Source organism: Mesorhizobium sp. M0715, from assembly GCF_040320355.1.
Classification (GTDB): domain Bacteria; phylum Pseudomonadota; class Alphaproteobacteria; order Rhizobiales; family Rhizobiaceae; genus Mesorhizobium.
Genome location: NZ_JAMYPL010000001.1, coordinates 350,111 through 374,935, shown reverse-complemented (window position 1 = coordinate 374,935; position 24,825 = coordinate 350,111). Strand labels below are relative to the sequence as shown.

Below are 24,825 nucleotides of genomic sequence, written 5' to 3'. Positions count from 1 at the left end.
TTGGGAGGAAACACATGATTGGCAAGAAAAGCATGCTTCACGTCGCCGCTATGGCGGCTGTGCTGGCATCGACGGGTTGGGCCAGCGCCAAGACGGTCTGCTACGTGACGGCAGCGGATTCGCATGCCTACGCGACGCCGGCCAACAAGGCGCTTCAGGCGCGCGCCGCGGAACTCGGCATCGAGATCCTGAGCCTCAGCCAGGATTTCGACGTCCAGAAAGGCACCGAGCAGCTCAACACCTGCGTTGCGCGCAAGGTCGACGGCATCATCCTGTGGCCGCTCGACCCGCAGGCATACATACCGGGGCTGGCGCGCGCACAGCAGGCGAACATTCCGGCGATCCTCATCAATTCGCCGATGAGCGACGATGCCAAGCCGTTCATCAAGTCGTTCACCGGGCCTGATGTCTACGAGGAAGGCAAGCTGGCGGCGGACTCGCTGAGCAAGGCGCTCGGCGGCAAGGGCTCCGTCGTCATCATCGCCGGCCAGGCCGGCAACGGCACCACGATCGGACGTGTCAGCGGCTTCACCGACCGTCTCAAGGAAACCAATGCCGACATCAAGGTGCTCGACACGGTCAATGCCGACTTCGACCAGCAAAAGGCGCTGGTGGTCAGCCGCGATCTGATCACACGCTTCGGCGACCAGATCAGCGGTGTCTACGCCAATGACGACACGATGGCCCGCGGCTTCATCGACGCATGGAAGGAGGCGAACCCCTCCAAGGCCGCACCGCCGATCGTCGGCATCAACGGCCAGAAAGACGCGTTCGAATCGATCCGCACCAGTGAGATGTACTCGACCATCGTCCAGTCGCCCGTCGAGGATGGCCGCCTGGCGATCAACACGATGGCCGAAATCATCGACGGCAAGCAGGTCAAGGACCGGCTGCCCATTCCGCTGACCGTCGTCACCAAGGACAATGTCAACGCGGTCGAACCCGCGTTCTGATTCAGGAAGGCCGGCCCGGTGCACTCGGGTCGGCCTCACCGCCGACGCGTTGGAGAGAGAAATTCTAATAGCGGCGACAGAATTGGAATAAACTAACTCTACAGAGTTTGTGGAATAAGCAATCTGCACTGGCGATCTGGTTTCCACCCGGACAGGACCACGCCATGCCCACTCTCTTACGCTCGCCCTCGACCAAAGCAGACATATCCAGTCGCCAGGCAGCGGGAGAAAGGCCATGAGCCGGATCGTGCCAGACCGCATCAAGGTGCTCTGGTTTCTGCCGACGCATGGCGACAGCCGCTATCTCGGCACAGCCGAGGGCGGCAGATCGGTCGATCTGCCGTATCTGACGCAAGTGGCGAAGGCGGCCGACACGCTCGGCTACTATGGCGTGCTGTTGCCGACCGGCCGCTCGTGCGAGGATTCCTGGGTGATCGCATCGGCTCTTGTGCCGATTACCGAGCGCTTGCGTTTCCTTGTCGCCGTGCGGCCCGGTTTGCAGTCGCCGACGCTGGCCGCGCGCATGACTGCGACGCTGGATCGCATCTCCAATGGCCGCCTGCTGATCAACGTCGTCACCGGCGGCGATCCGCTGGAGAACAAGGGCGACGGCATCTTCCTGTCGCATGCCGAACGCTATGAGGTGACGCAGGAGTTCTTGCAGATCTACAAGCGGGTGCTGAGCGGCGAGACGGTGGGGCACGAGGGCAAGCATTTCCACATCGAGGACGGCCGGCTGCTGTTTCCGCCGGTGCAGACGCCATATCCGCCATTGTATTTCGGGGGCTCGTCCGACGCTGGGTCCGTGGTGGCGGCGCAGGAGATCGACAAATATTTGACCTGGGGAGAGCCGCCAGCCGATGTCGAGCGCAAGCTGGACGGCATGCGTGAACTGGCGCAGAAGGCTGGCCGCAAGCTCTCCTTCGGCATTAGGCTGCATGTCATCGCCCGCGAAACCACCGAGGAGGCCTGGGCCGCTGCCGACAGGCTGATAAGCCGGCTCGACGACGCGACGATCGCCTCGGCGCAGAAGGTCTTTGCCCGCATGGATTCGGTCGGCCAGGCGCGGATGAGCGCATTGCATGGCGGCAATCGCGCCAAGCTCGAGATCGCCCCCAACCTCTGGGCCGGCGTCGGCCTGGTGCGCGGCGGCGCAGGTACCGCACTTGTCGGCGATCCCGACACGATCGCCGAGCGCATCGACGAGTACCGGCGCCTCGGCATCGATACCTTCATCCTTTCCGGCTATCCACATCTCGAAGAAGCCTATCGCTTCGGCGAGCTGGTGCTGCCGAAACTGCCGACCGACCATCCGGTCAAGGCAGCCGGCTCGTCCGTAAACACCGGTCCGTTCGGCGAAACCATCGCCGGCGACCACCGGCCGAAGTCGCTCGCCAGCGCCTCGTGAACTTGCTTCCTGCGTCCTCGCGGTTGCGCGTCGCCATTATTGGCGGCGGCTTTTCCGGTGCGGCGGTGGCGTGGCACCTGGCGCAAATGCCTCGACCGGAGCGCATTTCCATTTCCGTGATCGAGCCGCGACCCTGGATTGGCGGTGGCCTTGCCTATTCCAGCGAGGAACCCTCTCATCGGGTCAATGTTCCCGCGGTCAGGATGAGCATGGCTCCCGACGACCCGCAGCATTTTGCACGCTGGTTGACTGGCAGCGGAGAACTCGAACACGACCCGGATGCGATCTGGATGAACGGCGACGCTTTTCCGCGCCGGCGCGTGTTCGGTCGCTATGTTGCCGAGCATCTGGCGCAGCATCTCAATTCCGGCCTTGTCCATCATGTTGAAGGTTCCGCCACACGCGTGACACGCGATGCCAGTGGCGCGGGCTGGACCGTGCACACCTCTGCCGGACCGGTCGCCTCCGACATCGTCGTTCTAGCAGCAACGCATCCGCAGCCTGCAATTCCAGCCGCGTTGATCCACCTGACGGAAGCGCCGGGTTTCATCGCCGACCCATACGCAGCCGCGGCGCTTGCCGGGATCGGGCCGGACGCCTCGGTGCTGATCGTCGGCTCCGGGCTGACTTCGGCCGACATGGTCGCCGAACTTGACCGTCGTGGCCATCGTGGCCGCATCCTCACGCTGTCGCGCCGCGGCTTACGCTCGCGCGGACACCCCGATGTCAGGGGCGAGCCTTTTGGCGATTTTGCATCCGCGCCGGCGACGACGGCGCTCGGCCTGCTCAGGACCATTCGCGCGACGCTGGCAGCGGCAAGAGCGGCCAATGTCAACTGGCAGTCGGTCTTCGACCAGTTGCGCCTGCAGGGGCCGGTGCTGTGGGCCGCACTTGCCCCGCCGGAGCGGGCAAGGCTGGTCCGCCAGCTGCGCGTGTTCTGGGACGTGCATCGTTTCAGGATCGCCCCGCAGGTCGCCGCCGTGCTCGACCGGCGCCATGCCGCCGGTACAGTCGACACCATTGCCGCCAGGCTTGTCGCGTCGAACGATGAGGACGGCAGCCTGGCTGTCAGCTTTCAACGGCGCGGGCAGACCCGGATCGAGGCGGCGCGCTTCGCTGCCGTCATCAACACCACCGGTCCGGCTCATGGGCAGGCGCTGCAGCTGAACCCGGCGCTGAGCTCGCTGGCGGAAACCGGCTTGATCAGGACGGACCAATATGGGCTTGGCATCGAGACAGGTCTCGACAGCCGCGCGATCGGCCGGGACGGTGAGGCGGTCGCGACACTCCTGGTCGCCGGCCCGCTGGCACGAGGGACTTTCGGCGAGCTCATGGGTCTGCCGGAAGTCGCTCGCCATGCCCAGGCGGTCGCGGTTGAAATTGCCAAGCTGCTGGTAACGCTGCCGTCAGCGCAGGCCATCGGCGCCAATGCCGCGCAGGGTCCGGTCATGAGCTGACACCGGCAAACCGGGTTGGCCGAGCAAAATTGGTATTTCCGTCCCAAGAGGGGCTCAAAAACGGAAAATCCTTCTTTGTATATAGATTCTATAAACATAATAAATACCGACGAAACCGGCTGCGGTCGGATCGATCAACGAGATGGCCTGAATGGGAGACAGTTCATGGCACACGCAGAGACCGACTCGATCAAGTTTGCTTACTGGGTGCCGAATGTTTCGGGCGGCCTTGTGATCTCCAACATCGAGCAGCGCACCAACCATTCGGCCGAGTACAATCGCAAGCTGGCGCAGATCGCCGAGAAGTCCGGCTTTGATTACGCACTCAGCCAGATCCGCTTCACCGCCGGCTACGGCGCCGACGAGCAGCATGAATCGGTGGCGTTCAGCCATGATCTGCTGGCGGCGACCACAACGCTCAAGGTCATCGCGGCGATCCTGCCCGGACCGTGGAACCCGGCGCTGGCGGCCAAGCAGATCGCCACCATCAGCTATCTCACCAATGGCCGCGTCGCGATCAACCTCGTCTCCGGCTGGTTCCGTGGCGAGTTCCATGCCATCGGCGAGCATTGGCTCGACCATGACGAGCGCTATCGCCGCTCGGAGGAATTCATTCGTGCGCTGCGCGGAATATGGACCGAGGACAGCTTCACCTTCCGTGGCGATTTCTACCGCTTCAACGAATATTCGCTGAAGCCGAAACCGCCGCAGCCGCTGCCCGAAATCTTCCAGGGCGGCTCGTCGCGCGCCGCGCGCGACATGGCATCGCGGGTCTCGGACTGGTACTTCACCAATGGCAACACGCCGGCCGAGATCGCCAAGCAGGTCGACGACCTCAGGACCAAGGCGAAGGCCAATAACCATTCCGTCAAGGTTGGCGTCAACGCCTTCGCGGTCGTCCGCGAGACAGAGGATGAGGCCAGGGCGGTGCTCGCCGAAATCATTGCCAAGGCCAACCCCGAGGCGGTCAACGCCTTTGGCCATGAGGTGAAAAATGCCGGCAAGGCTTCGCCGGAAGGCGAGGGCAATTGGGCGAAATCCTCCTTCGACGATCTGGTCCAGTACAATGACGGCTTCCGCTCGAACCTGATCGGCACGCCAAGGCAAGTCGCCGAGCGCATCGTCGACCTGAAGCGCGCCGGCGCCGATCTCATCCTGCTCGGCTTCCTGCACTTCCAGGAAGAGGTCGAGTATTTCGGCAAGCATGTCATCCCGCTGGTCCGCGAACTGGAAAACGCCGAGGCGGCGGCGTCGCTGGCGGCGGAGTAGCCATCCCGCAGCCTGGCCCGCCACGGTCCGGCCAGCACACGCATGAAGGTTGCCGGCGCGCTCGATCCGTCGAGCGGCAATGAGGTTTTGCGCGCCTAATCAAGGACGATTGGAATGCCGTTGCCCAGTTATACTCTCGGAGTGATGGACGCTTCGGTCTATGCGCCGGAAGTCTTTGCGCGCGGCCTGCCGTCAAGCCCGCGGGAGCAGCAGTCCGAAGCCGGCAGCGAGGCGATCGGCTCCGTTACTGGTGTCGCCGCTCCGCTGCTTTCGCTCCAGGGCATCGGCCTGTCGTTCGGCGGCGTCGTCGCACTGGCCGATATCGACCTGTCGGTTCACCCAGGCGAAATTCGCGCCATCATCGGCCCGAACGGCGCCGGCAAAAGCTCGCTGATCAACGTCATCAGCGGCGTCTATCGGCCGGATCGCGGCCACGTCCGGCTCGACGGCACCTTCTATGCCCAGGTGCCGACGCAGCAGTTGGCTCACCTCGGTGTCGCCAGAACCTTCCAGAACCTTGCACTGTTCAAGGGTCTCAGCGTCCTCGACAATGTCGCTTCCGGCCTCGCCTACAAGGTTCGCTCCAACTTTGCCGGCCAGGTGCTCGGCATCGGCCGCTCGCGCGGCGAGCAGCGCGAAACACGCAGCCGCGCGGAACAGATCCTCGAATTTCTCGACCTCACCGCCATTCGCGACCGTCTTGTCGGCACCTTGCCTTACGGACTGCAGAAGCGTGTCGAACTGGCCCGCGCACTGGTCGCCCAGCCGCGCCTGCTTTTGCTCGACGAGCCGATGGCCGGCATGACCGCGAGCGAAAAGAGCGAGATGGCGGCTTTCGTCCGTGCCGCGCGCGATCGTTTCGCCACCACCGTGGTGTTGATCGAGCACGATGTCGGCGTCGTCATGGGCCTGTCCGACCGCATTGCCGTTCTCGACTACGGCCGCAAGATCGCCGACGCCACGCCAGACGAGGTCAGGAACGACCAGCGCGTCATCGATGCCTACCTCGGCGTCGCCTCGGACAATGAGGACGGGGCAGGCATATGATCGCCGATTTTGACTACCAGTTCTTCATCGAAGTGCTCGTCGGCGGCCTGCTCTCCGGCGTCATGTACTCGCTGGTCGCGATCGGCTTCGTGCTGATCTACAAGACCTCGGGCGTGCTCAATTTCGCGCAAGGCGCGATGCTGTTGTTCGCGGCACTCACCTTCGTCAGCCTTATCGAGCGCGGCATCCCGTTCGCGCTGGCGCTGGTGATCACTTTCGCCATCATGGTCGCCATGGGTGTCGCCATCGAGCGCACGGTGCTGCGGCCGCTGACCAACAAGCCGCCGATCACACTGTTCATGGCGACGCTCGGCCTGTCCTACATCATCGAGGGCGCCGCCCAGCTGATCTGGGGCACGCAGGTCCACGGCCTCGATCTCGGCATCGAGGACGTGCCGCTGGAAATCGGCGGCGTGCTGATCAGCCAGTTCGACATTTTTGCCGCAGTGGTTGCCGCCGGCATGGTCCTCTTGCTGTCGCTGTTTTTCCGCTACACCCGCATCGGCCTCTCCTTTCGCGCCGTCGCCGACGATCAGTTCGCGGCCCTCGCGGTCGGTCTCAGGCTGCCGCTGATCTGGGCCACCGTCTGGGCTGCTGCCGGTCTTGTCGCACTGGTGGCGGGATTGCTCTGGGGTGCGCGCCTCGGTGTGCAGTTCTCGCTGTCGCTGGTGGTGCTCAAGGCGCTGCCGGTGCTGGTGCTCGGCGGCTTCGATTCCATCCTCGGTGCCATCGTCGGCGGGTTGCTGATCGGCGCCAGCGAGAAGCTCGCCGAGGTCTATATCGGCGACTATTTCGGCGGCGGCATCGAGAGCTGGTTCGCCTATGTCGTCGCGCTGGTCTTCCTGCTGATCCGTCCTTCCGGCCTGTTCGGCCAGAAGCTCGTCGAGAGGATCTGAGCCATGACGGCCATAACAAGCGATTTCTCGTCCGCGCCGGTGCTGCCGAAATGGGTCGTGCCCGTGTTGCTGCTCGCCTTCGCCTATGGCGTCGTGCCGCTGATCGGCTCGAGCTATCTGTTCGAGGCCATCCTGCTGCCGTTCCTGGCGCTCAGCCTCGCCGGCGTGGGCTTGAACATCCTGACCGGCTATGCCGGCCAGGTTTCGCTGGGTAGTGCTGCCTTCATGGCGGCGGGCGCCTTCGCCGCCTATAATTTCAACCTGCGCGTCGAAGGCCTGCCGCTGATCGGCAGCATTTTCCTGGCCGGCATCGTCGCCGCCGCGATCGGCATCGTCTTCGGCCTGCCTAGCCTGCGGCTCAAAGGCTTCTACCTCGCGGTTTCGACGCTCGCCGCGCAGTTCTTCGTGCAATGGGCGCTGACCAAGTTCAGCTGGTTCTCCAACAACTCGGCTTCCGGCGTCATCGACGCGCCGAGATTGTCGATTTCAGGCTTCGCGCTCGACGGCGCCATCGGCCGCTATCTCTTCGCGCTAACCATCGTCACCGTGCTGACCTTCCTCGCCCATCGGCTGGTCTCGTCGCAGACCGGGCGCAACTTCATCGCCATCCGCGACAATGAAACCGCTGCCCGCATCATCGGCATCCCGGTGCTGAAGACCAAGCTGCTGGCCTTCGCCATCTCGTCCTTCATCATCGGCGTCGCCGGCGTCATCTGGGCCTTCGCGTATCTGCGGACCGTCGAGCCGGATGGCTTCGACCTCGACCGGTCGTTCCAGATACTGTTCATCATCATCATCGGTGGCCTGGCTTCGATCCGCGGCGCATTTTTCGGCGCCGCCCTCATCGTGGTCTTCCCGCTCGCTCTTTCGCGCCTCGGCGGCTTCCTGCTTGGCGATCTTTTCGATTCGGGCGTGCTCGACATGAGCCAGCGCATCGTGCTGGGCGCGCTCATCATCCTGTTTCTGATCCTTGAACCCGACGGGCTGGTGGCGCTGTGGGACAGGGTCCGAAGACGGCTCCTGTCCGCCTGGCAGTCGACTTGAGCTGACGCATCCGAAAATGAACCAGAGGCCGAACCCAAGACGGCCCATACCGGGAGTACCTCAACCATGAATTTCCTGAACACAATCAAGGCGGCGGCGCTGTCCGCGGCGATGATCGTGTCGGTGGCCTTGCCCGCCGCGCACGCCGACGAACAGTATTTCCCGCTGCAGAGCTATCGTGTCGGGCCGTATGCGGCCGGCGGCACCGGCTTCTTCGGCGGCTTCATCGATTATCTCAACCTCATCAACATCCGCGACGGCGGCGTCAACGGCGTCAAGCTGACCTGGGACGAATGCGAGACCCAGTACGAGGTCGAGCGCGGCGTCGAATGCTACGAGCGGCAGAAGAGCCATGCCGGTGCCGCCGCCTGGAACCCGCTCTCGGTCGGCATCGCCTACGCCATGATCGACCGCATCACCGCCGACAAGGTGCCGCTGATCACCGTCAACCACGGCCGCACCGATTCCACAGATGGACGCGTTTTCCCCTACGTCTTCCCGCTGCTGCTCAATCCTTACAGCGAGACATCAGGCATCGTGAACTACATCGCCTCCAAGGAAGGCGGCATCGACAGACTGAAGGGCAAGAAGATCGTCGTGCTCTATCACGGCTCGCCTTACGGCAAGGAAACCATCCCGATCTATGAATTGCTGGCGCAGAAATACGGCTTCACCGTGCAGCAGATCGAGGTGCCGCATCCCGGTAACGAGCAGCAGTCGCAGTGGCTGACGATCCGCCGCGCCAAGCCGGACTTCGTCGTCCTGCGCGGGTGGGGCGTGATGAACCCGGTGGCGTTGAAAACGGCGGTCAAGGTCGGCTTTCCCGTCGATCACATCGTCGGCAATGTCTGGTCGAACTCGGAAGAGGATGTCATCCCGGCCGGCGACGCCGCCAAGGGTTACACCGCCATCACCACCCAGGCTTCCGGCAACTCCTACCCGGTGGTTCAGGAGATCGTGAAGACGGTCTACGGCGCCGGCAAGGGTAACCTCGAAGACAAGGCGCGTATCGGCTCGGTCTACCACAATCTCGGCATCGTCAACGGCATCCTCAATGTCGAGGCGATCCGCGTCGCGCAGGAGAAGTTCGGCCACCGCACGCTGACCGGCGACGAGGTCCGCTGGGGCTTCGAGCACCTCAAGCTTGATCCGGCCAAAGTCGAGGCGCTTGGCGCCAAGGACCTGTTCCACTCGATCAATGTCAGCTGGGACAATCACGAAGGCGAGGGCTACGTGACCTTCCAGCAGTGGGACGGCAAGAAGTGGAACGTCGTCTCCGACTGGATCGCGCCGGACTGGGCGCTGCTGCGGCCAATCATCGAGAAGTCCGCCGAGGCCTACGCCGCCGAGAAGGGCATCAAGCTGCGCACCGCGGATGATGCCAACGCAGTGACCACCAACTGATCAGGGCAGAGCCGGGCGCAGCGGATAGGGTTCCGCAGCGCCCGGCCTGTTCGGTTCATCGAACCACAAAATGAGAGCCCCATGCCGGACGATGACGTCATTCTTGCCGTGGATACGGTTCATGCCACCTACAACCACGCCATCACGGCGCTGCACGGCGTCAGCTTCGAACTTCGGCGCGGCCAGATCCTGGCATTGCTTGGCGCCAATGGCGCCGGCAAGACCACGACGCTCAAGGCCGTCTCCAATTTGCTGCCGGCCGAGCGTGGCCAGGTCAATGCAGGCACCATCCGCTATGAAGGCTCGGATGTCTCGCGCCGCAAGCCGGGCGATCTCGTGCGCGCCGGCCTGGTCCAGGTGCTGGAAGGCCGGCATTGCTTCAAGAGCCTCACCGTCGAGGAAAATCTGGTTGCCGGCGGCATTGGCCGCAGTGGCCGCCGCGCCGAGATCAACGAAGATCTCGAGCGGATCTACGGCTATTTCCCGAGGCTCAGGGAAAAGCGCCGGACATCGTCCGGCCTGACTTCTGGCGGCGAACAGCAGATGACCGCCATCGGCCGGGCGCTGATGTCGCGGCCGCGCCTGCTGGTCCTCGACGAACCGTCGATGGGTCTCGCCCCGCTCATCGTCCAGGACATCTTCCAGACGCTCAGAAAGCTGAACCGCGAGACCGGCCTGTCGATCCTGGTCGCCGAGCAGAATTCGGCGGTGGCGCTCCGTTATGCCGACCACGCCACTGTGCTCGAAAACGGCGTCTCCGTTCTCACTGGTGCGGCCGCCGAGCTTCGCCAGCGCGAGGACATCAGGGCCTTCTACCTCGGTCAATCGACCGCCGGGCAACAGCCTTCGCCCGCCGTCAAACCAGCCCATCTCCATGCCGTTGCCTGAAATGAAATCCCAAGGAGCAGTGAAATGACCGTTTCGACCGTCAAGACCGACCAGGCTTCCGCCGCCGTGCCGGCAGTCGCAAGACCGACCGCGCCGGCGCACATCATCAAGGACGCCGCCGAGGCGATTGCTATCGCCCACGCGCTCGCCGCCGAATTCGTCAAGGACTCCTCAAGGCGCGACCGCGAGCGGATCTGGCCGGTTGCCGAACTCGATGCCTTTTCGCAAAGCGGCCTGTGGTCGATCAACGTGCCCAAGGCATTCGGCGGGCCGGAATTGTCCTATGCGACGCTGGCGAAGGTGATCGAGATCATCTCGGCGGCCGATTCCTCGATCGGCCAGATTGCCCAGAACCATCTCGGCGTGGTCGCCGCCATCCGCACCGTGTCCGACGCGGACCAGCAGAAGCTGCTGTTTGCCGAAGCGTTGAAAGGCACGCGGTTCGGCAACGCCTTTTCCGAGTTCGGCTCCAAACGCGCCGCCGATTTCGAAACCCGCTTCACCGATGCCGGCGACCATGTCGTCGTCAATGGCCGCAAATTCTATTCGTCCGGCGCGCTGCTCGCTCATCTCGTGCCGATCGTCGCGCTCGATGACCAAGGCCGTGCCTGGTATGCGATCGCCGACCGCGGCGCGCCCGGCCTGACCGTCATCGACGATTGGTCGAGCTTCGGCCAGCGCACGACGCTGTCCGGCACCGTCATCATCGACAACGTCAAGGTGCCGAAGACGCATCTGGTGCCAGGCTACAAGGGTTTTGACAGGCCAACCGCCGACGGCGCCATCTTCCAGATCATCCAAGTGGCGGTCGACACCGGCATCGCCCAGGCAGCGATCGACGAGACGGTCAATTTCGTCAGGACCAAGAGCCGAGCCTGGATCGACAGTGGCGTCGACAATGCCTGGGACGATCCCTACACCATCCAGGCCATCGGCGACCTGACGCTGCGCCTGCACGCGGCGCAGGCGCTGCTGGAAAAGGCCGGCCTGGCAATCGACCGGGCGGTGATCGAGCCGACCGCCGACACGGTGGCGCACGCCCAGATCGTCACCGCCGAGGCAAAAATCCTGTCGACCGAGATCGCCATTGCCGCCACCAACAAGCTGTTCGAACTTGCGGGGACCCGCTCAACGCTGGCCGAACACAATCTCGACCGGCATTGGCGCAACGCGCGCACGCACACGCTGCACGATCCGGTGCGCTGGAAATATTCGATCCTCGGCAAATATTTCCTCAACGGCGAAAACCCGCCGCTGCACGCCTGGAGCTGATTTCTCACCGGCGGGCGAGAGGCTCGCCACAGCAAAATTTTTCGGCCACTATACCCCAAGAGGTTCACTGTCATGTCAAATCCAACAGTCGTCGGCTTTTCCGGCAACATCACCCGGCCGTCAAAGACGCGCGCCTTCGTCGATCTGGTCACCAGGGACATCGCCGCCAGCCACAGCCTGTCGGCGAGCACCTATGATATCGAGGACCTCGGTCCGTCGCTGGGAACGGCGAAATGGGCCCGCGATCTCGACGGCCAGGCGCGCGTGATCCTGGAGGAAATCCTCGCCGCCGACGTGCTCGTCGTCGGCTCGCCGACCTACAAGGGCAGCTATACCGGCCTGTTCAAGCACTTCTTCGACCTGATCGATCCGGCAGCGCTGCGGGGGAAGCCCATCGTGTTGACGGCGACCGGCGGTGGCGAGCGCCACGCCTTGATTGTCGAACATCAGCTGCGGCCGCTGTTCGGCTTCTTCGAGGCCTTTGCGCTGCCCACCGCCGTCTACGCCACCGACAAGGATTTCACCGACGGCGTGCTACACTCCGAGGCGATCCTTAAGCGTGCCGCGCAGGCGGTCGACGAGGTCGGCTTCGTGCTGGCCAACCGCTCGGCAGGCAGGATCGCCGCCGAATAGACGCCGTCGGCGGATTACGCCGCAATCGAAATTCGCGTAGTGATTGATCTCGCTTACGCAATTTACGACTGCCCGCTAAAAACGTTCCTGTCTGATTCGTCTGGGACAGGAACGTCATGAGCAAAGCCCTCACATCCTTCGCATTGGTCGCCGTGCTGACCGCCTTGCTCATGGCGTTGAGCCTGGCTGTCGCCAGGCACGGCTATCCCTATGGTGCCATCGGCGTCAGGCGCCTTGACAGCATCGCCGACGCCGGCGTGTTCATCCCGATTGCCGCTGTCTATTTCTTCAGCGCAATGCTGATGATGATCCTGCCGATCAGGGCGGCCGGCATCGTCCTGACCCATGCCGCCGACGCCCTCTTCTGGACCGTGATCGCCCTGTTTGCGACCATCGTCGGCTGTCTTGTCGCCAGATGGGCGTTCGGGCAGGGCAGCGCCGTGTGGGCATTGCTGAACTGGCGGTTCCTGTTTGCGGCGGCGATCGTCGGTTGTCACTTCGTCATGAACGAGCTGCGCCGCAACGTGCTGCTGCGCAGCCTGTTCTTCGTGGTCTTTGCCGCCGCGACGCTGGCCTGCCTGTTCTGGTCGTTCACGCTCTGACCGGATCGCACTGCCGCCGGCTAATCGGCTGATCCGGCGGCGATGTTGCCGACGGCAATTTCCATCCATGCCCAGAGATAGGCGGCAAGACCGCGATCGACATGGATGCGCAGCTTGCCGTCATGGCAATAGACGACGGCGCTGATGCCGGCGAAGGAAAGCGCTGCACTGGCACTTGGCTGGCTAGGATCGAGCGTCGTCCCCCGTGCGATAAAGGCGTCGAGGGCCGTTCCTTCGATTTCGAACACCTGTAAGCCGGCGCTGATCGCCGTCACCGCGAACCCGTCTGCATGCCAGCCCGTGGCGATGACGAAGGGGCTGTTCGACACGACGAGCAACCGGTCGCGCGCCAGCCGCGCCGCATAGCGGTCGCCTTGTGCGGGGCCAAAAGCGCCTACGCCAGTTCCGTCGACACCGGAAGCCCGTGCCCACGCGTCGAGGTTGCCGCTGACCAGCAACTGGTTGAGGCCGAGGGCTGCTCGTATCGCAAGGCCCGGCGTGGCGATAACCGCGCCCTGCCAGTCCGGTGCAACGGACCATTTTTCCGCGAGATCACGCATGCAGCCGGTCTCCTGCCGGGTCGAAGGCGCAAGGGGCGGTAATCGTCGCCTTGCTGATCTTGCCGAGGTGCTGGATGTCGATCGTCTCGCCGTGCCGCGTCGCGCCGCGCTCGATCAGCCCAAGCGCAACCGGGCGGCCGAGCGTTGGGCTGTGGTAGCTCGAGGTGACAAAGCCCTGGCTGCGCAATCTGCCGTCGATCCGTTTGATGCCGTGCGCTCCGGTAGGCAGCGGCGCTTCGCCTTGCGGCACCGCTAGCCCGACAAGCTGCATGCGGTTTCCGCGCGAAGCCTCCTCTGTGAACAGCGAGCGGCGGCCGACGAACTCGGTCTGGCGCTTGGCGCGCGGACCGTCGACGCCGAGATCATGCGGCAACGTGGTGCCGTCAGTGTCCTTGCCAATGACGATAAAGCCTTTCTCTGCCCGCAGGATCATCAGCGCCTCGAGTCCGATGACGACGGCCTCGAGCGCCTGGCCGGCTTGGCGCAGATGCGCCCATAGCGGCTCGGCGCGATCCGCCCGGATCGAGATCTCGTAGCTCCGATCCCCGGTGAAGCTGACTCGGGCGATGCGGACTTCGTCGCCGGCATAGGTGCCATGACCGATTGCCATATGCGGCAGGTCGGCATCGCCGAGCGAAAGACCGAGATCCAGCGCTCCGAGCAGTTTTCGGGCGTTCGGTCCTGAAACTGTCAACGTTGCCATGTCCGATGTGGCGTTGTGAATATAGACCGCGCTACGCCCAAAACGGTCCTGACGCCATTCCTCCAGCCGGGCGTGCACGGCAGCGACATGCGAGGACGAGCCCGAGACGACGAAGCGATGCTCGTCCAGCCGCACCAGAACGCCGTCGTCGAAGACCACGCCGTTCTCCGACAGCATGAAGCCGTAGCGGCAGCGGCCGGGCTTCAGCGTCGACATGGTGTTGTAGTACAGAAAATCCACGAATGCCGCCGCCTGCGGCCCGATCACCTCGATCTTGCCGAGCGTCGAACCATCGAACAGCGCCACGGATTGACGGGCGCGCCGTGCCTCGTCCGCGATCGAACGCTCCGCATCTGCGTAGCCACCATAGTGGGCCGGGCGCAGCCAGCCGCCATATTCCTGAAAGACGGCGCCATTGGCGCGGTGGACATTTTCGAGCGGCAGCCGGCGCACCGGTGCCATCAATTCGCCGACGCGCGTGCCGGCAAAGCTTGCCAGCGGCACCGGGGTGAATGGCGGACGATAGGTGGTGGTGCCGACCTCCGGCACCGTACGCCCGGTGATACCGGCCATCAGCGCCAGGCCGGGCAGGTTGGAGGTCTTGCCCTGGTCGGTCGCCATGCCGAGCGTGGTGTAGCGCTTCAGATGTTCGACCGAGACGAAGTTTTCGCGCGCTGCCAACTCGACGTCCTTCACGGTCACGTCGTTTTGATAGTCGATCCAGATGCGTCCCTTCGAGCCCGGCATCGGCCATGCGGCGACTATGCCGTCCGTCGCCTCCGGTCCGGTGCTCCGCGGTAGGGGAGCCTTCGTCTGGCCGAGCGATGCAACGGCGGTGCTGGCACCAGCAAACACCTCCGACAAGGAAACCGCGCCGGCAGCCGCACCTGCCACCGCGATGTTATCAACCGGATCGCCCGGCAGAAAGGCCGCGCGCGCCTCGCTCCAGGCGAGCTTGCCCTTGGCTTGGCCGAAGAGATGGATGGTCGGCGTCCAGCCGCCCGAGATCAGGACGCAATCGGCATCGAACCTCGTGCCGTCGTCGAGCGTTACGCCGTCGACGCGCAGCCTGCCGCTGGCGGATATGAGAGAACGCCCTTTGGCCAGCCGGACATTGGCCGGCGCGGCAGGCGTGCCGTCGCGCCGGATGTCGACAAGCCTGACTTCGGCGCCGGCCTCGGCAAGCGCCCCCGCCACCTCATAGGCGCTGTCATTGCTGGTGGCGACGACGATGCGGCGGCCGACCAGCACAGCGTGGCGCCGGAGATAGGCGAGCGCCGCATCCGCCGATAGGATGCCCGGCAGGTCGTTGTTGGCGAAGGGCAGCGGCCGCTCGATGGCGCCGGCCGCCAGCACGATCTGGCGCGGCCTGACCCGCCACAGCGTATCCGGCCGGCCGTCGAGATGACGCTGGTTCAGCCCGACCAGATTGTGGTCGTAAATGCCGAAGGCGATGGTCGAAGGCAGGATGAGGTGACCGCCAGCGGCAAGCTCGGCAATCGTCTCCTTGACCCATACGGCCGCCGGCTTGCCGTCGATCTCCGCGGCACGATGGCCGAGCGATCCGCCGGGGCTATGCTGGTCGTCGACCAGTGTGACGGTCAGGCCAGCACCAGACGCCAGCCTTGCCGCCGCCAGCCCTGCGGGTCCCGCGCCTACAACCAGCACATCGCAATGATGGTTGATCTGGTCCGCCGTGCCCGGCGAGATCCAGTCGGCGTCGACTGTGCCCAATCCCGCCATGGCGCGGATGCGCGGCTCGAACCTGTGCCAGTCCGGCCACATGAAAGTCTTGTAGTAGAACGCCGCCGGTATGAAGCGCGCGAAACGGTCGAGAAAGGCGTTGCGGTCGGCCAGCGCGCTGGGCGTGGCGTTGACGCTTTTCGCCACCAGCCCGTCGCGCGCCGGCTCGGTCGTGGCGCGCGTGTTGGGCTTCGCTGGCACGCTGCCGCCGAGATCGACCAGCGCGTTCGGCTCCTCGACGCCGGCACCCCAGATGCCGCGCGGCCGGTGATATTTGAAGCTGCGGCCGACGACCGCGACGTCGCCGGCCAGCAGCGCCGAGGCGATGGTGTCGCCGGCAAAGCCATGCACGGTGGCGCCGTCGAAGCTGAAGCGGATCGGGCGCGAGCGGTCGATGGCGCTGCCGCCGGCGGCAAGACGCGAGGCGGTCACGCGGCATGCTCCCCGTCGAGAGCGGCCGAAGACAGCACCTTGTGGGTGATGGTGTCCCGCCCCATGACGAAGAACTCGCCGCAAATCATGTGAACCCAGATCTCGCGCGCCGTGCCTTTCGGATTGCCGCGCAGATAGAGGTACTCAGCCCAGCGATCGATCGGCACGTCGGCACCGTCAGGCCTGATGTTGCCGGCATCGCCGCCATAGTGGAATTCGGTCTCGTCACGCGGGCCGCAAAATGGGCAAGGGAACAACTGCATGATTGCCTCTAATGCGCGATGCCGGAGCCGGCCGCTTCGTCGATCAGCCGCCCGCTGGCGAAGCGATCGAGGTCGAAGGGGCGGCTGATGTCGTTGTGCTTGCCGGTCGCCAGCAACTGCGCCAGCAGCGTGCCGCCGGCGGGGATAGCCTTGAAGCCGCCCGTGCCCCAGCCGCAATTGAGGAACAGGCCGGGCAGCGGTGATTCGCCTATGATCGGCGAGGAGTCCGGCACGACATCGACGATCCCGGCCCATTGCCGCATCAGCTTGAGCTGGCCGAAGATCGGGAACATTTCCAAAAGACCGGCAATCACCTCCTCCAGCGTCGGCAGATTGCCGCGCTGCGCATAGGAAGGGATGCGGTCAAGGCCGCCGCCGATGACGATCTCGCCCTTGTCCGACTGGCTGACATAGACGCCGCAGCCGGGCGACAGCACCACCGTGTCGAGGATCGGCTTGACCGGCTCGGACACGCAGGCTTGCAGCGCATAGGAATTGATCGGCAGCCGGAAGCCGGCCTTTGCCGCCAGCACCGAAGAATGCCCGGCTACCGCCATGCCGATGCGGTCGGCACGGATCGCGCCACGCGAAGTCTGGACGCCGCGACAGCGGCCGCCTTCGATGATGAAATCAGTGATCTCGCAGTTCTGGATGATATCGACGCCGAGCCGGCTCGCCGCCCGCGCGTAGCCCCAGGCGACGGCGTCATGGCGCGCCGTGCCGGCCTTGCCTTGCCAGATGCCGCCGAACACCGGAAAGCGCGCGTCCGGCGAAAAATTGTAGATCGGCGCCACCCGGCGCACATCCTCGGGAGAAAACAATTCGGCATCGATACCGTTGATCTGCATAGCGTTGACGGTGCGCGCCCCGATCTCCATCTCCGCGGTCGAGTGGCACAGATTGACCATGCCGCGCTGCGACAGCATGACATTGTAGTTCAGGTCCTTGCCCAGCCCTTCGTAAAGGCGGTGCGCCAGCCCGTAGAGCTCAACGCTTTCCGGGTAATAGTAGTTGGAGCGCACCACGGTGGTGTTGCGGCCGGTGTTGCCGCCGCCGATCCAGCCCTTTTCCAGCACAGCGACCCTGGTGATGTTGTGGTTCTTTGCCAGGTAATAGGCCGTCGCCAGCCCATGGCCGCCGCCGCCGATGACGATCGCGTCGTAGGCTGGCTTCGGCTCGGGCGAGCGCCAGGCCGGCTTCCAGCCGGTCTGGCCGGCCAGGCCCTCCTTGAACAGCGACAATGCGGAATAGCGTCTGGTCATGGCGTGCCGGACAGATCTGATTTTCTGAAGGGAACGTGGATCATTGCATGGTCTTTTGCACGGATGCCGCCGGTTCGATCGGTCATGCCCGCATCGCCTTGCCCAGTGGATCGTATGGCGACGAAGCGATGACGCGCGCACCTCTTTCGACGCCGACGATGTGGGTTGTCAACTGCGTATCGATCTCGGCCGCCTCGCGCTCGACCAGCGCCATGGCGAGGCTCTTGCCGACCGTATGGCCATAGCCGCCGGAGGTGACGAAGCCGGCAAGCCTGCCTCTGTTCCAGACCGGCTCGTAGCCACTGGCATCGGCATCCGCCGCGTCGATTTCGAGCGTCACCAGCGTGCGCCTCGATGAAGCCTTCTGCTCTTTCAGGGCCGCCTCCCGCCCGATGAAATCGCCCTTGTCGAAGGCGATCCAGCGGTCCATCCCGGTCTCATCAGGCGTATAGTCCTGCGTGAACTCGCGCGACCAGATGCCAAAGCTCTTTTCGAGGCGCAGCGAATTGACCGCGCCGAAGCCGTATTCGGTGACGCCCAGATCGCTGCCTGCGGCAAGCAGCGCACGGCGCAGGCCCGCGTGCTCATTGGCCTGGCAATGGATCTCGTAGCCGAGCTCGCCGATGACCGACAGCCGACCGACCTTGGCCCGCACCAGGCCGACATCCAATGTCTTGCAGGCGAGGAAGCCGAAAGCCTCGTGCGAGACATCCTGGTGTGTCAGCCGCTCGAGCAGCATTCGCGCATTGGGTCCGGCGAGCGAGAAACCAACAATGGCGTCCGAAATGTCGCGGACGGTGACGCCTTCGCTCATATGCTGCTCGAACCAGCGCATATGCCACTGGCGCAGATAGTAGGATCCCATGATCCACCAGGAGCCATCGCCCCAGTTGAAGACGGTGAGGTCGCCCTTGAGTTTGCCGTTTTCGCCCAGCATCGGCGCGAGCTTGGCGCGTCCCGGCCTGGGCAGCGCACAGGCAAGCAGCCGGTCCAGCCAAGCCTCGGCCCGCGGACCGGTGATCTCGTAGCGCGAGAAAGCTGATATATCGAGCAGGCCGACACCTTCGCGCACTTTGCGGCATTCCTGTGCGACAATGTCGAAGGCGTTGGAGCGCTTCAGCGTCGGTGTCTCGACGAAGCCTTGCGGCGCGAAATAGAGCGGCACTTCCATGCCCCATGAATTGCCCCAGCGCGCGCCGGCGGCATCCATCGCGTCATGCGCGCCGGCTGTCTTCAAGGGCCGTCCCGCCGGCAGCTGTTCGTTGGGATAGCTCATGACGAAGCGGCGCGAATAGAACTGCCCGGTGGTCTGCCTGATGTATTCGCGGTTGGAGGCGAAGTCGCCATAGCGGGCGATGTCCATGCCGTAGACGTCGGCTTCCGGCTCGCCATGGATCATCCATTCGGCCAGCGACTTGCCGACGCCGCCGCCTTGCAGGAAACCGGCCATGACGCCGCACGCCACCCAGTAATTGGGCACGCCGCGCACCGGGCCGACCAGCGGATTGCCGTCCGGTGAGAAGGTGAAGGCGCCGTTTACCCAGCGCTTGATGCCGGCTGTCTCCAGGCAGGGATAACGGCTGAAGCCGAGCGCCAGCTCGTCGGCGATGCGGTCGGTATTTTCCTGGATCAGTTCGATGCCGTAGTCCCAGGGCGCCCCGTCCATGTTCCAGTGTTTGTGGTTGACCTCATAGATCCCAAGCAGAAGGCCTTTCTGCTCCTGGCGCATGTAGGTGAAGCCTTCGAGATCGACGATCAGCGGCAATTCCATGTCCAGCGCCTGGATTTCGGGCAATGCCTCGGTGACGAGATAATGGTGTTCCATCGGCGATACCGGCAGGTCGATGCCGGCCATCCTGCCGACCTGCTTGGCCCACAGTCCGCCGGCATTGACGACGTGCTCGGCAATCACCGTGCCCTTCTCGGTGACCACGTCCCAACCGCCATCGGCGCGGCGGTTCAGTTCCAGCACCCGGTTGTGCTCGATGATGTCGGCGCCGCGCAGCCTGGCTGCCTTGGCATAGGCGTGCACGACGCCTGAGGGATCGATATGGCCCTCGCGCGCGGCAAAGAGGCCTCCCAGCATGCCGTCGGTGTTGAGGATCGGGCAGCGCTGCTTGATCTCATCGACACCGACCAGGTGGACATCGTCGATGCCCATGGTCTGGAAGATGCGGTAGGAGGCCTTGAGCCATTCCCAGCGCTCGGGCGCCGAGGCGACCGAGATGCCGCCGGTCATGTGCATGCCGATGCTCTGGCCCGATTCCTTCTCGACCTCGGAGAGCAGGTCGATCGTATAGGCCTGCAGGGCGGCGATGTTGGGATCGGCGTTCAGCGCATGGAATCCGCCGGCCGCATGCCAGCTCGATCCCGCTGTCAGTACCTCGCGTTCGATAAGCGCGACGTCGCTCCAGCCGAACTTCGCCAGGTGATAGAGCACCGAGGCTCCAACCACGCCGCCGCCGATGACGATCGCCCTGTATTGGGATTTCATCCTGTCGCACTCCACCCAGTCAGTGTGGCGTACCCTATCGGTATTGTACATATGTGTCTAGAGCTTGGCGGAGGACGGAATGAACGGTCCATGATGTCGCTTTGCGCCGATGCGGCAGAGGGGCGCCTCCGCTGCTGTCGGCAGCAAACGTGCTTGCTATTTGGGCCGATGCGCGCCCGCGAAGTCGCCAGCCGCGGGGGCCGAACGGGCCGTACTATCGGTTGCGCGAAAGCGTTTTCTCGACATAGCGCGAGAAGTCTTCGACATCCTCCGCCGGAGGCTCCTGGCCGGTGAAGCTGCGCAGATAACCGGCGACGTGAGGCAGGCGGCTGCTCATCGGCTCGTTGAGCTCAAGCGAGTAATAGCCGATCTGCATGAAGTACAGCACGCGGGCTCGCACGAACGCGTCTTCTTCCTCATAGCCGTGGCGCATGAACATGTCGCGGATGGCGTTGACGCGCTCCTCGTCGGCCTCGTCGAGCGCGCGCCTGATGGCGGGCGAGCGGCGGGCCCAGGCCCTGATCGCGAAATCCAGCTGCGGATCGAACAGTTTTTCGTCCACCCAGCATTCGAAAATGCTCATCACCCCGCGGATGACGGTCGCGGAAGGCCGCCTGGCCCGTTCGACGATGAACCTGGTGTTGGTCTGCCGCCAGTAATCCAGCAATTGATCGAGCAGATCCTGTCGGCTCTTGAAATACCAGTAGAAGCTGGAACGCGACACATCGAGCTTCTGTCCAAGCGTCAGCACGCGGACGCGTTCGACACCGTCAGAGATCAACGTTTCAAGCGCAAGCTTCAGCCAGTCTTCGCGAGTGGCCTTGATATTGCCGGTGGCGCCGGCGCGCTGAATCGTCGTTTCGAGAGCTGCCATCGACACGACGCATGACACGCTGCCTCAGGCAAATCAAGGCTATGGACATTTGTGTACAGACCAAATCGGCCCCAAGCCGAACGCATCGTGGCTGTTGGCTGCATCGAGGCTCGATGGGGCATTGTCGTCGCCCGCCATCCGCGCGGCGCAAGCGGGGATTTTTGTCGCGGCTGCTGGTTCACTGTTTGCTTTCCCGCGAGGCAATTGTCTGGCAAATACCAGTTCAGACAGATGCCCGCGCGGCCAACAAGCAGGAACATACGATATGACGCTGTTTCGAAAGAACCTCATCGATGGCGAGTGGGTCGGCGACGCCGGTTCGCGCAACATCAACCCCTCGGATACCGGTGACATCGTCGGCGATTATGCCTCGGCGGGTGTCGAACAGGCCAAGCAGGCGATCGCCGCGGCCAAGGCAGCGTTCCCGGCTTGGTCCCGCTCCGGTCCGCTGGCGCGTCACGCGGTGCTGAAAAAGGCCTCCGACGAGATTTTGGCGCGCAAGGACGAGATTGGCCGCAACCTCGCGCGTGAGGAAGGCAAGACGCTGGCCGAAGGCATCGGCGAGACCATTCGCGCCGCCCAGATTTTCGATTTCTTTGCCGGCGAAACGTTGCGTTTGACCGGAGAGGTCGTGCCGAGCGTGCGGCCGGGCGTCGGCGTCGAGATGACGCGCGAGGCGGTCGGCGTGGTCGGCATCATCACGCCGTGGAATTTTCCGATCGCCATTCCGGCCTGGAAGATCGCTCCGGCGCTGACACACGGCAACACCGTCGTCTTCAAGCCGGCGGAGCTGGTTCCCGAGAGCGCCTGGACCATTGTCGACATCCTGCATCGCGCCGGCCTGCCAAAGGGCGTGCTCAATCTCGTCATGGGCAAGGGTTCGGTGGTCGGTCAGGCGATGCTCGACAGTCCCGACGTCAACGCCATCAGCTTCACCGGCTCGGTCGGTACCGGCAAGCGCGTTGCCGCGGCAAGCATCGAACACATGCGCAAGTTCCAGCTTGAAATGGGCGGCAAGAACCCACTGGTCGTGCTCGACGATGCCGATCTTGCGATCGCCGTCGATTGCGCGCTCAATGGCGCCTTCTTCTCGACCGGCCAGCGCTGCACCGCGTCGTCCAGGCTGATCGTGACTGAGGCCATCCATGACCGTTTCGTCGATGCCCTCAAGGATCGCATGAGCAAACTGGTCATCGGCGATGCGCTCGACGCGCAGACCCAGATCGGTCCTGTCGTCGACGCGACGCAGCTGAAGCAGGACGAGGACTATATCGCCATCGGCGTCAGGGAAGGTGCCACGCTCGCCTTCGGCGGCGAGCGGCTCGACCGCAAGACGCCAGGCTTCTATCTGCAGCCGGCATTGCTGACCGAGGCCACCAATGCCATGCGCAGTTCGCGCGAGGAGATTTTCGGACCTGTCGCCAGCGTCATTCGCGTCAAGGACTATGACGAGGCGCTTTCCGTCGCCAACGACACGCCCTTCGGCTTGACCTCCGGCATCTGCACCTCGAGCCTCAAGCATGCCACGCACTTCAAGCGCAATTCGGAGGCCGGAATGGTGATGGTCAACCTGCCGACGGCGGGTGTCGATTTCCATGTTCCCTTCGGCGGCCGCAAGGGTTCGAGCTATGGGCCGCGCGAGCAGGGCCACTATGCGGCGGAGTTCTACACCACGGTGAAGACGGCCTATACGTTCGCAGGCTGATCGGCCGTCGACCGATCAGCCTGACTGATCGGTCACTGCCGATCATGCCGGCAACACCGCCATGCACATCTGGATTGGACGGCGCGAAAGGATGACAGTGCAAGATCTGATCTGGCTTAACCCGCCGCCGCACCATTCTATCGACGGCGACAGCGTTCGTGTGCGCACCGGTAAGGAGACCGATTTCTGGCGCGAGACCTTCTACGGTTTCTGGCGCGACAACGGCCACTTCCTGCACCGGCCGGTCGAAGGCGATTTCAGCGCCGAAGTCACGGTCAAAGGCGACTACGAAGTCCTCTATGATCAGGCCGGGCTGATGGTCCGGCTCAGCGAAACGCACTGGATCAAGGCCGGTATCGAGTACACCGACGGCCTTGCCTATTTCTCCGTTGTCGTCACCAACGACACGTCAGACTGGTCGCTGGTCGCCATTCATGCCGATCCGAACGGCGTCAGGATCCGGTTCACCCGTCACGCCGAGGCGATCCGCGTCCAGTACCTCGATGCTTCCGACGGCCACTGGAAGCCTGTGCGGCTTGCCTATTTCCCGACCTCGAAGACGGTCGATATCGGCATGATGTGCTGTTCGCCGCAACGCGAGGGCTTTGAGGTAACGTTCTCCGATTTCTCCCTCGGTCCGCCGATATCGCGGGAATTGCACGATTGAGATGTGCGGTCTTGCGCTGAACCGCAAGCACTTCGACCTTTGCCGCGATCAAGTCTGTAGACCGCCGCGTGCCTCTGTCCGTGCCGGGAGTTGGTCGCGGCACTGCAGCCGGCGAGATCGTCAGCCAGTTGCGACGCCGCCAGACGGCTCGAAATTTTTAGCCCGGGTTCGGCTCAAGGCGAATATGCCAGGCAGTACGTTGCAACGCTATTGGCATCCGCGCTAGGAGTTGCCGATGGGCAGGTTTCGAAGGGCTGTCAAAAGAGTCGTCTATTCCAGGGCGCTAAGGTTTCTTGACGTTCCGCCCGTGCTGTGGTCGCAGGGCATCGGGCATTTCTGCGATTTCGCCGGGCCGCGCTGGTATCGCAACGCGCCAACTGCATCGACGCAGAGCGAGGCATTTTTCCGCCAACATTACAGCGGCGCGCATGGCATCGTCTGGCTGCGCCTGAGCACCTTGTCCAGGGATGCGCAAACCTGCGACCTCGACACGTTCGTCAGGATCGTGCTGCCGACGATCACGGCACCGTTCACGCTGCTGACGACCGACGGAGATGCTTCGGTGCCGTCGGATCTGGCGAAGGACACCGTCGACCAACTTCTCGCCAACCCTTTCCTGGTCTCTTGGTACAGCCAGAATTGTGACGGCACTCACCCCAGAGTGAAGCCTTTCCCGATCGGGCTCGATCTTCACACGCCTCGGTCCCTTGCCACGCCGGCAGGGCTTGTGAAGCAACTGGAAATCATACGCGCCCGGCAGGATCATGTGGACCGCCGCCCGCCCAGGCTGTTCTCTGATTTCAGCATCAGCAATGGCTCGAGGCAGCGCCGGGAACTGCTTGATGCCCTGGGCGGATGTCCGCATGTCGATTTCCTGACGAAACGGGTCTCCCAGCGCTCGATCTGGCAACTATACTCGCAATACCCGCTCGTGCTGTCCACCGAAGGCAATGGCCTGGACTGCCATAGGACATGGGAGCTGTTTTATCTCGGCTGCATCGTCGTCACCAGGACCTCGCCGCTCGACCCGCTCTACCAGGGCCTGCCTGTCATTATCGTCGACGACTGGCATGAGGTGAGGGACCCCGATGCGCCGAGACGCTGGATAGAGCAGGTCGCGCATCTGACCGACCGGGGCCATGTTTGGGGACGCTTGCATCCGCAAACCTATCTCGGCCCCATTCGGCAAGAGCTTCAGCACGCATCCTGATAGGGCAGACCACGAAATTCCGGCTGGACGTGGTGCGAA

The 24,825-nt window shown here is 63.9% G+C and carries 21 protein-coding genes; 15 read left to right on the top strand and 6 right to left on the bottom strand.

Annotation, left to right across the window (positions count from 1 at the left end; all coding sequences use genetic code 11):
- The first annotated feature begins 14 nt into the window (after positions 1 to 14).
- The 12 genes from NKI21_RS01700 (at position 15) to NKI21_RS01645 (ending at position 12,873) form a co-directional block, all read left to right on the top strand.
- Positions 15 to 953, top strand: a complete 939-nt coding sequence (locus NKI21_RS01700; protein ID WP_352673274.1) for a sugar ABC transporter substrate-binding protein — start codon at positions 15 to 17, stop codon at positions 951 to 953.
- A 235-nt stretch (positions 954 to 1,188) separates the two neighbouring features.
- Positions 1,189 to 2,361 (top strand): FMNH2-dependent alkanesulfonate monooxygenase, encoded by a 1,173-nt coding sequence (ssuD, locus tag NKI21_RS01695; protein WP_352864240.1) that lies wholly within the window; start codon positions 1,189 to 1,191, stop codon positions 2,359 to 2,361.
- Entirely contained in the window at positions 2,358 to 3,818 is a 1,461-nt protein-coding gene (locus tag NKI21_RS01690; RefSeq protein WP_352611577.1) for an FAD/NAD(P)-binding protein, read from the top strand. Before ssuD ends, NKI21_RS01690 begins: the two co-directional genes overlap by 4 nt.
- A 165-nt stretch (positions 3,819 to 3,983) precedes the next feature.
- Positions 3,984 to 5,087: a dimethylsulfone monooxygenase SfnG gene (gene sfnG / locus NKI21_RS01685; RefSeq protein WP_352629847.1), complete on the top strand. Its 1,104-nt coding sequence runs from the start codon at positions 3,984 to 3,986 to the stop codon at positions 5,085 to 5,087.
- Between the two features lie 114 nt (positions 5,088 to 5,201).
- On the top strand, positions 5,202 to 6,134 hold the full coding sequence (locus NKI21_RS01680; protein WP_352611575.1) for an ABC transporter ATP-binding protein: 933 nt from the start codon (positions 5,202 to 5,204) through the stop codon (positions 6,132 to 6,134).
- Complete coding sequence (locus NKI21_RS01675) at positions 6,131 to 7,030, top strand: branched-chain amino acid ABC transporter permease (protein ID WP_352439783.1); 900 nt, start codon at positions 6,131 to 6,133, stop codon at positions 7,028 to 7,030. The genes NKI21_RS01680 and NKI21_RS01675 overlap by 4 nt, the downstream gene beginning before the upstream one ends.
- Before the next feature lie 3 nt (positions 7,031 to 7,033).
- Positions 7,034 to 8,074 (top strand): branched-chain amino acid ABC transporter permease, encoded by a 1,041-nt coding sequence (locus NKI21_RS01670; protein ID WP_352439782.1) that lies wholly within the window; start codon positions 7,034 to 7,036, stop codon positions 8,072 to 8,074.
- A 66-nt stretch (positions 8,075 to 8,140) separates the two neighbouring features.
- Positions 8,141 to 9,478 (top strand): ABC transporter substrate-binding protein, encoded by a 1,338-nt coding sequence (locus NKI21_RS01665; RefSeq protein ID WP_352629842.1) that lies wholly within the window; start codon positions 8,141 to 8,143, stop codon positions 9,476 to 9,478.
- Positions 9,479 to 9,559: 81 nt separating this feature from the next.
- Positions 9,560 to 10,366 carry an ABC transporter ATP-binding protein gene (locus NKI21_RS01660; RefSeq protein WP_352611573.1) on the top strand — a complete coding sequence of 269 codons (807 nt, stop codon included), beginning with the start codon at positions 9,560 to 9,562 and terminating at the stop codon, positions 10,364 to 10,366.
- Positions 10,367 to 10,390: 24 nt separating this feature from the next.
- Positions 10,391 to 11,638, top strand: a complete 1,248-nt coding sequence (locus tag NKI21_RS01655; RefSeq protein WP_023811543.1) for an SfnB family sulfur acquisition oxidoreductase — start codon at positions 10,391 to 10,393, stop codon at positions 11,636 to 11,638.
- 72 nt (positions 11,639 to 11,710) lie between these two features.
- Positions 11,711 to 12,271 (top strand): FMN reductase, encoded by a 561-nt coding sequence (msuE, locus tag NKI21_RS01650; protein WP_352611572.1) that lies wholly within the window; start codon positions 11,711 to 11,713, stop codon positions 12,269 to 12,271.
- Positions 12,272 to 12,387: 116 nt separating this feature from the next.
- Complete coding sequence (locus tag NKI21_RS01645; protein ID WP_352611571.1) at positions 12,388 to 12,873, top strand: hypothetical protein; 486 nt, start codon at positions 12,388 to 12,390, stop codon at positions 12,871 to 12,873.
- A gap of 20 nt (positions 12,874 to 12,893) precedes the next feature.
- Here the strand turns inward: NKI21_RS01645 and NKI21_RS01640 are convergent, their stop codons facing one another.
- The 6 genes from NKI21_RS01640 to NKI21_RS01615 form a co-directional block, all read right to left on the bottom strand.
- A complete protein-coding gene (locus tag NKI21_RS01640) occupies positions 12,894 to 13,433 on the bottom strand; it encodes a hypothetical protein (RefSeq protein ID WP_352612460.1) in 540 nt (179 codons plus the stop codon).
- Positions 13,426 to 16,311, bottom strand: coding sequence for a sarcosine oxidase subunit alpha family protein (locus tag NKI21_RS01635; RefSeq protein WP_352439778.1), 2,886 nt, complete (start codon positions 16,309 to 16,311; stop codon positions 13,426 to 13,428). Before NKI21_RS01635 ends, NKI21_RS01640 begins: the two co-directional genes overlap by 8 nt.
- The gene (locus NKI21_RS01630; protein WP_023811548.1) at positions 16,308 to 16,574 is read right to left on the bottom strand and encodes a sarcosine oxidase subunit delta; all 267 of its coding nucleotides are present in this window, start codon (positions 16,572 to 16,574) and stop codon (positions 16,308 to 16,310) included. Before NKI21_RS01630 ends, NKI21_RS01635 begins: the two co-directional genes overlap by 4 nt.
- 8 nt (positions 16,575 to 16,582) lie before the next feature.
- Entirely contained in the window at positions 16,583 to 17,836 is a 1,254-nt protein-coding gene (locus NKI21_RS01625) for a sarcosine oxidase subunit beta (protein WP_352439777.1), read from the bottom strand.
- 82 nt (positions 17,837 to 17,918) lie between these two features.
- On the bottom strand, positions 17,919 to 20,330 hold the full coding sequence (locus NKI21_RS01620; RefSeq protein ID WP_352439776.1) for a GcvT family protein: 2,412 nt from the start codon (positions 20,328 to 20,330) through the stop codon (positions 17,919 to 17,921).
- Between the two features lie 214 nt (positions 20,331 to 20,544).
- Complete coding sequence (locus tag NKI21_RS01615; protein ID WP_164779967.1) at positions 20,545 to 21,204, bottom strand: TetR/AcrR family transcriptional regulator; 660 nt, start codon at positions 21,202 to 21,204, stop codon at positions 20,545 to 20,547.
- 265 nt (positions 21,205 to 21,469) lie between these two features.
- On the opposite strand from NKI21_RS01615, the gene NKI21_RS01610 reads away from it, so the two are divergent.
- From NKI21_RS01610 to NKI21_RS01600, 3 genes are all read left to right on the top strand, one after another.
- Positions 21,470 to 22,909, top strand: coding sequence for an aldehyde dehydrogenase family protein (locus tag NKI21_RS01610; RefSeq protein WP_023811552.1), 1,440 nt, complete (start codon positions 21,470 to 21,472; stop codon positions 22,907 to 22,909).
- Positions 22,910 to 23,000: 91 nt separating this feature from the next.
- Complete coding sequence (locus NKI21_RS01605; RefSeq protein WP_352719537.1) at positions 23,001 to 23,576, top strand: DUF1349 domain-containing protein; 576 nt, start codon at positions 23,001 to 23,003, stop codon at positions 23,574 to 23,576.
- Between the two features lie 235 nt (positions 23,577 to 23,811).
- Positions 23,812 to 24,786 (top strand): hypothetical protein, encoded by a 975-nt coding sequence (locus NKI21_RS01600; RefSeq protein ID WP_352439775.1) that lies wholly within the window; start codon positions 23,812 to 23,814, stop codon positions 24,784 to 24,786.
- The last annotated feature ends 39 nt before the right edge of the window (positions 24,787 to 24,825 follow it).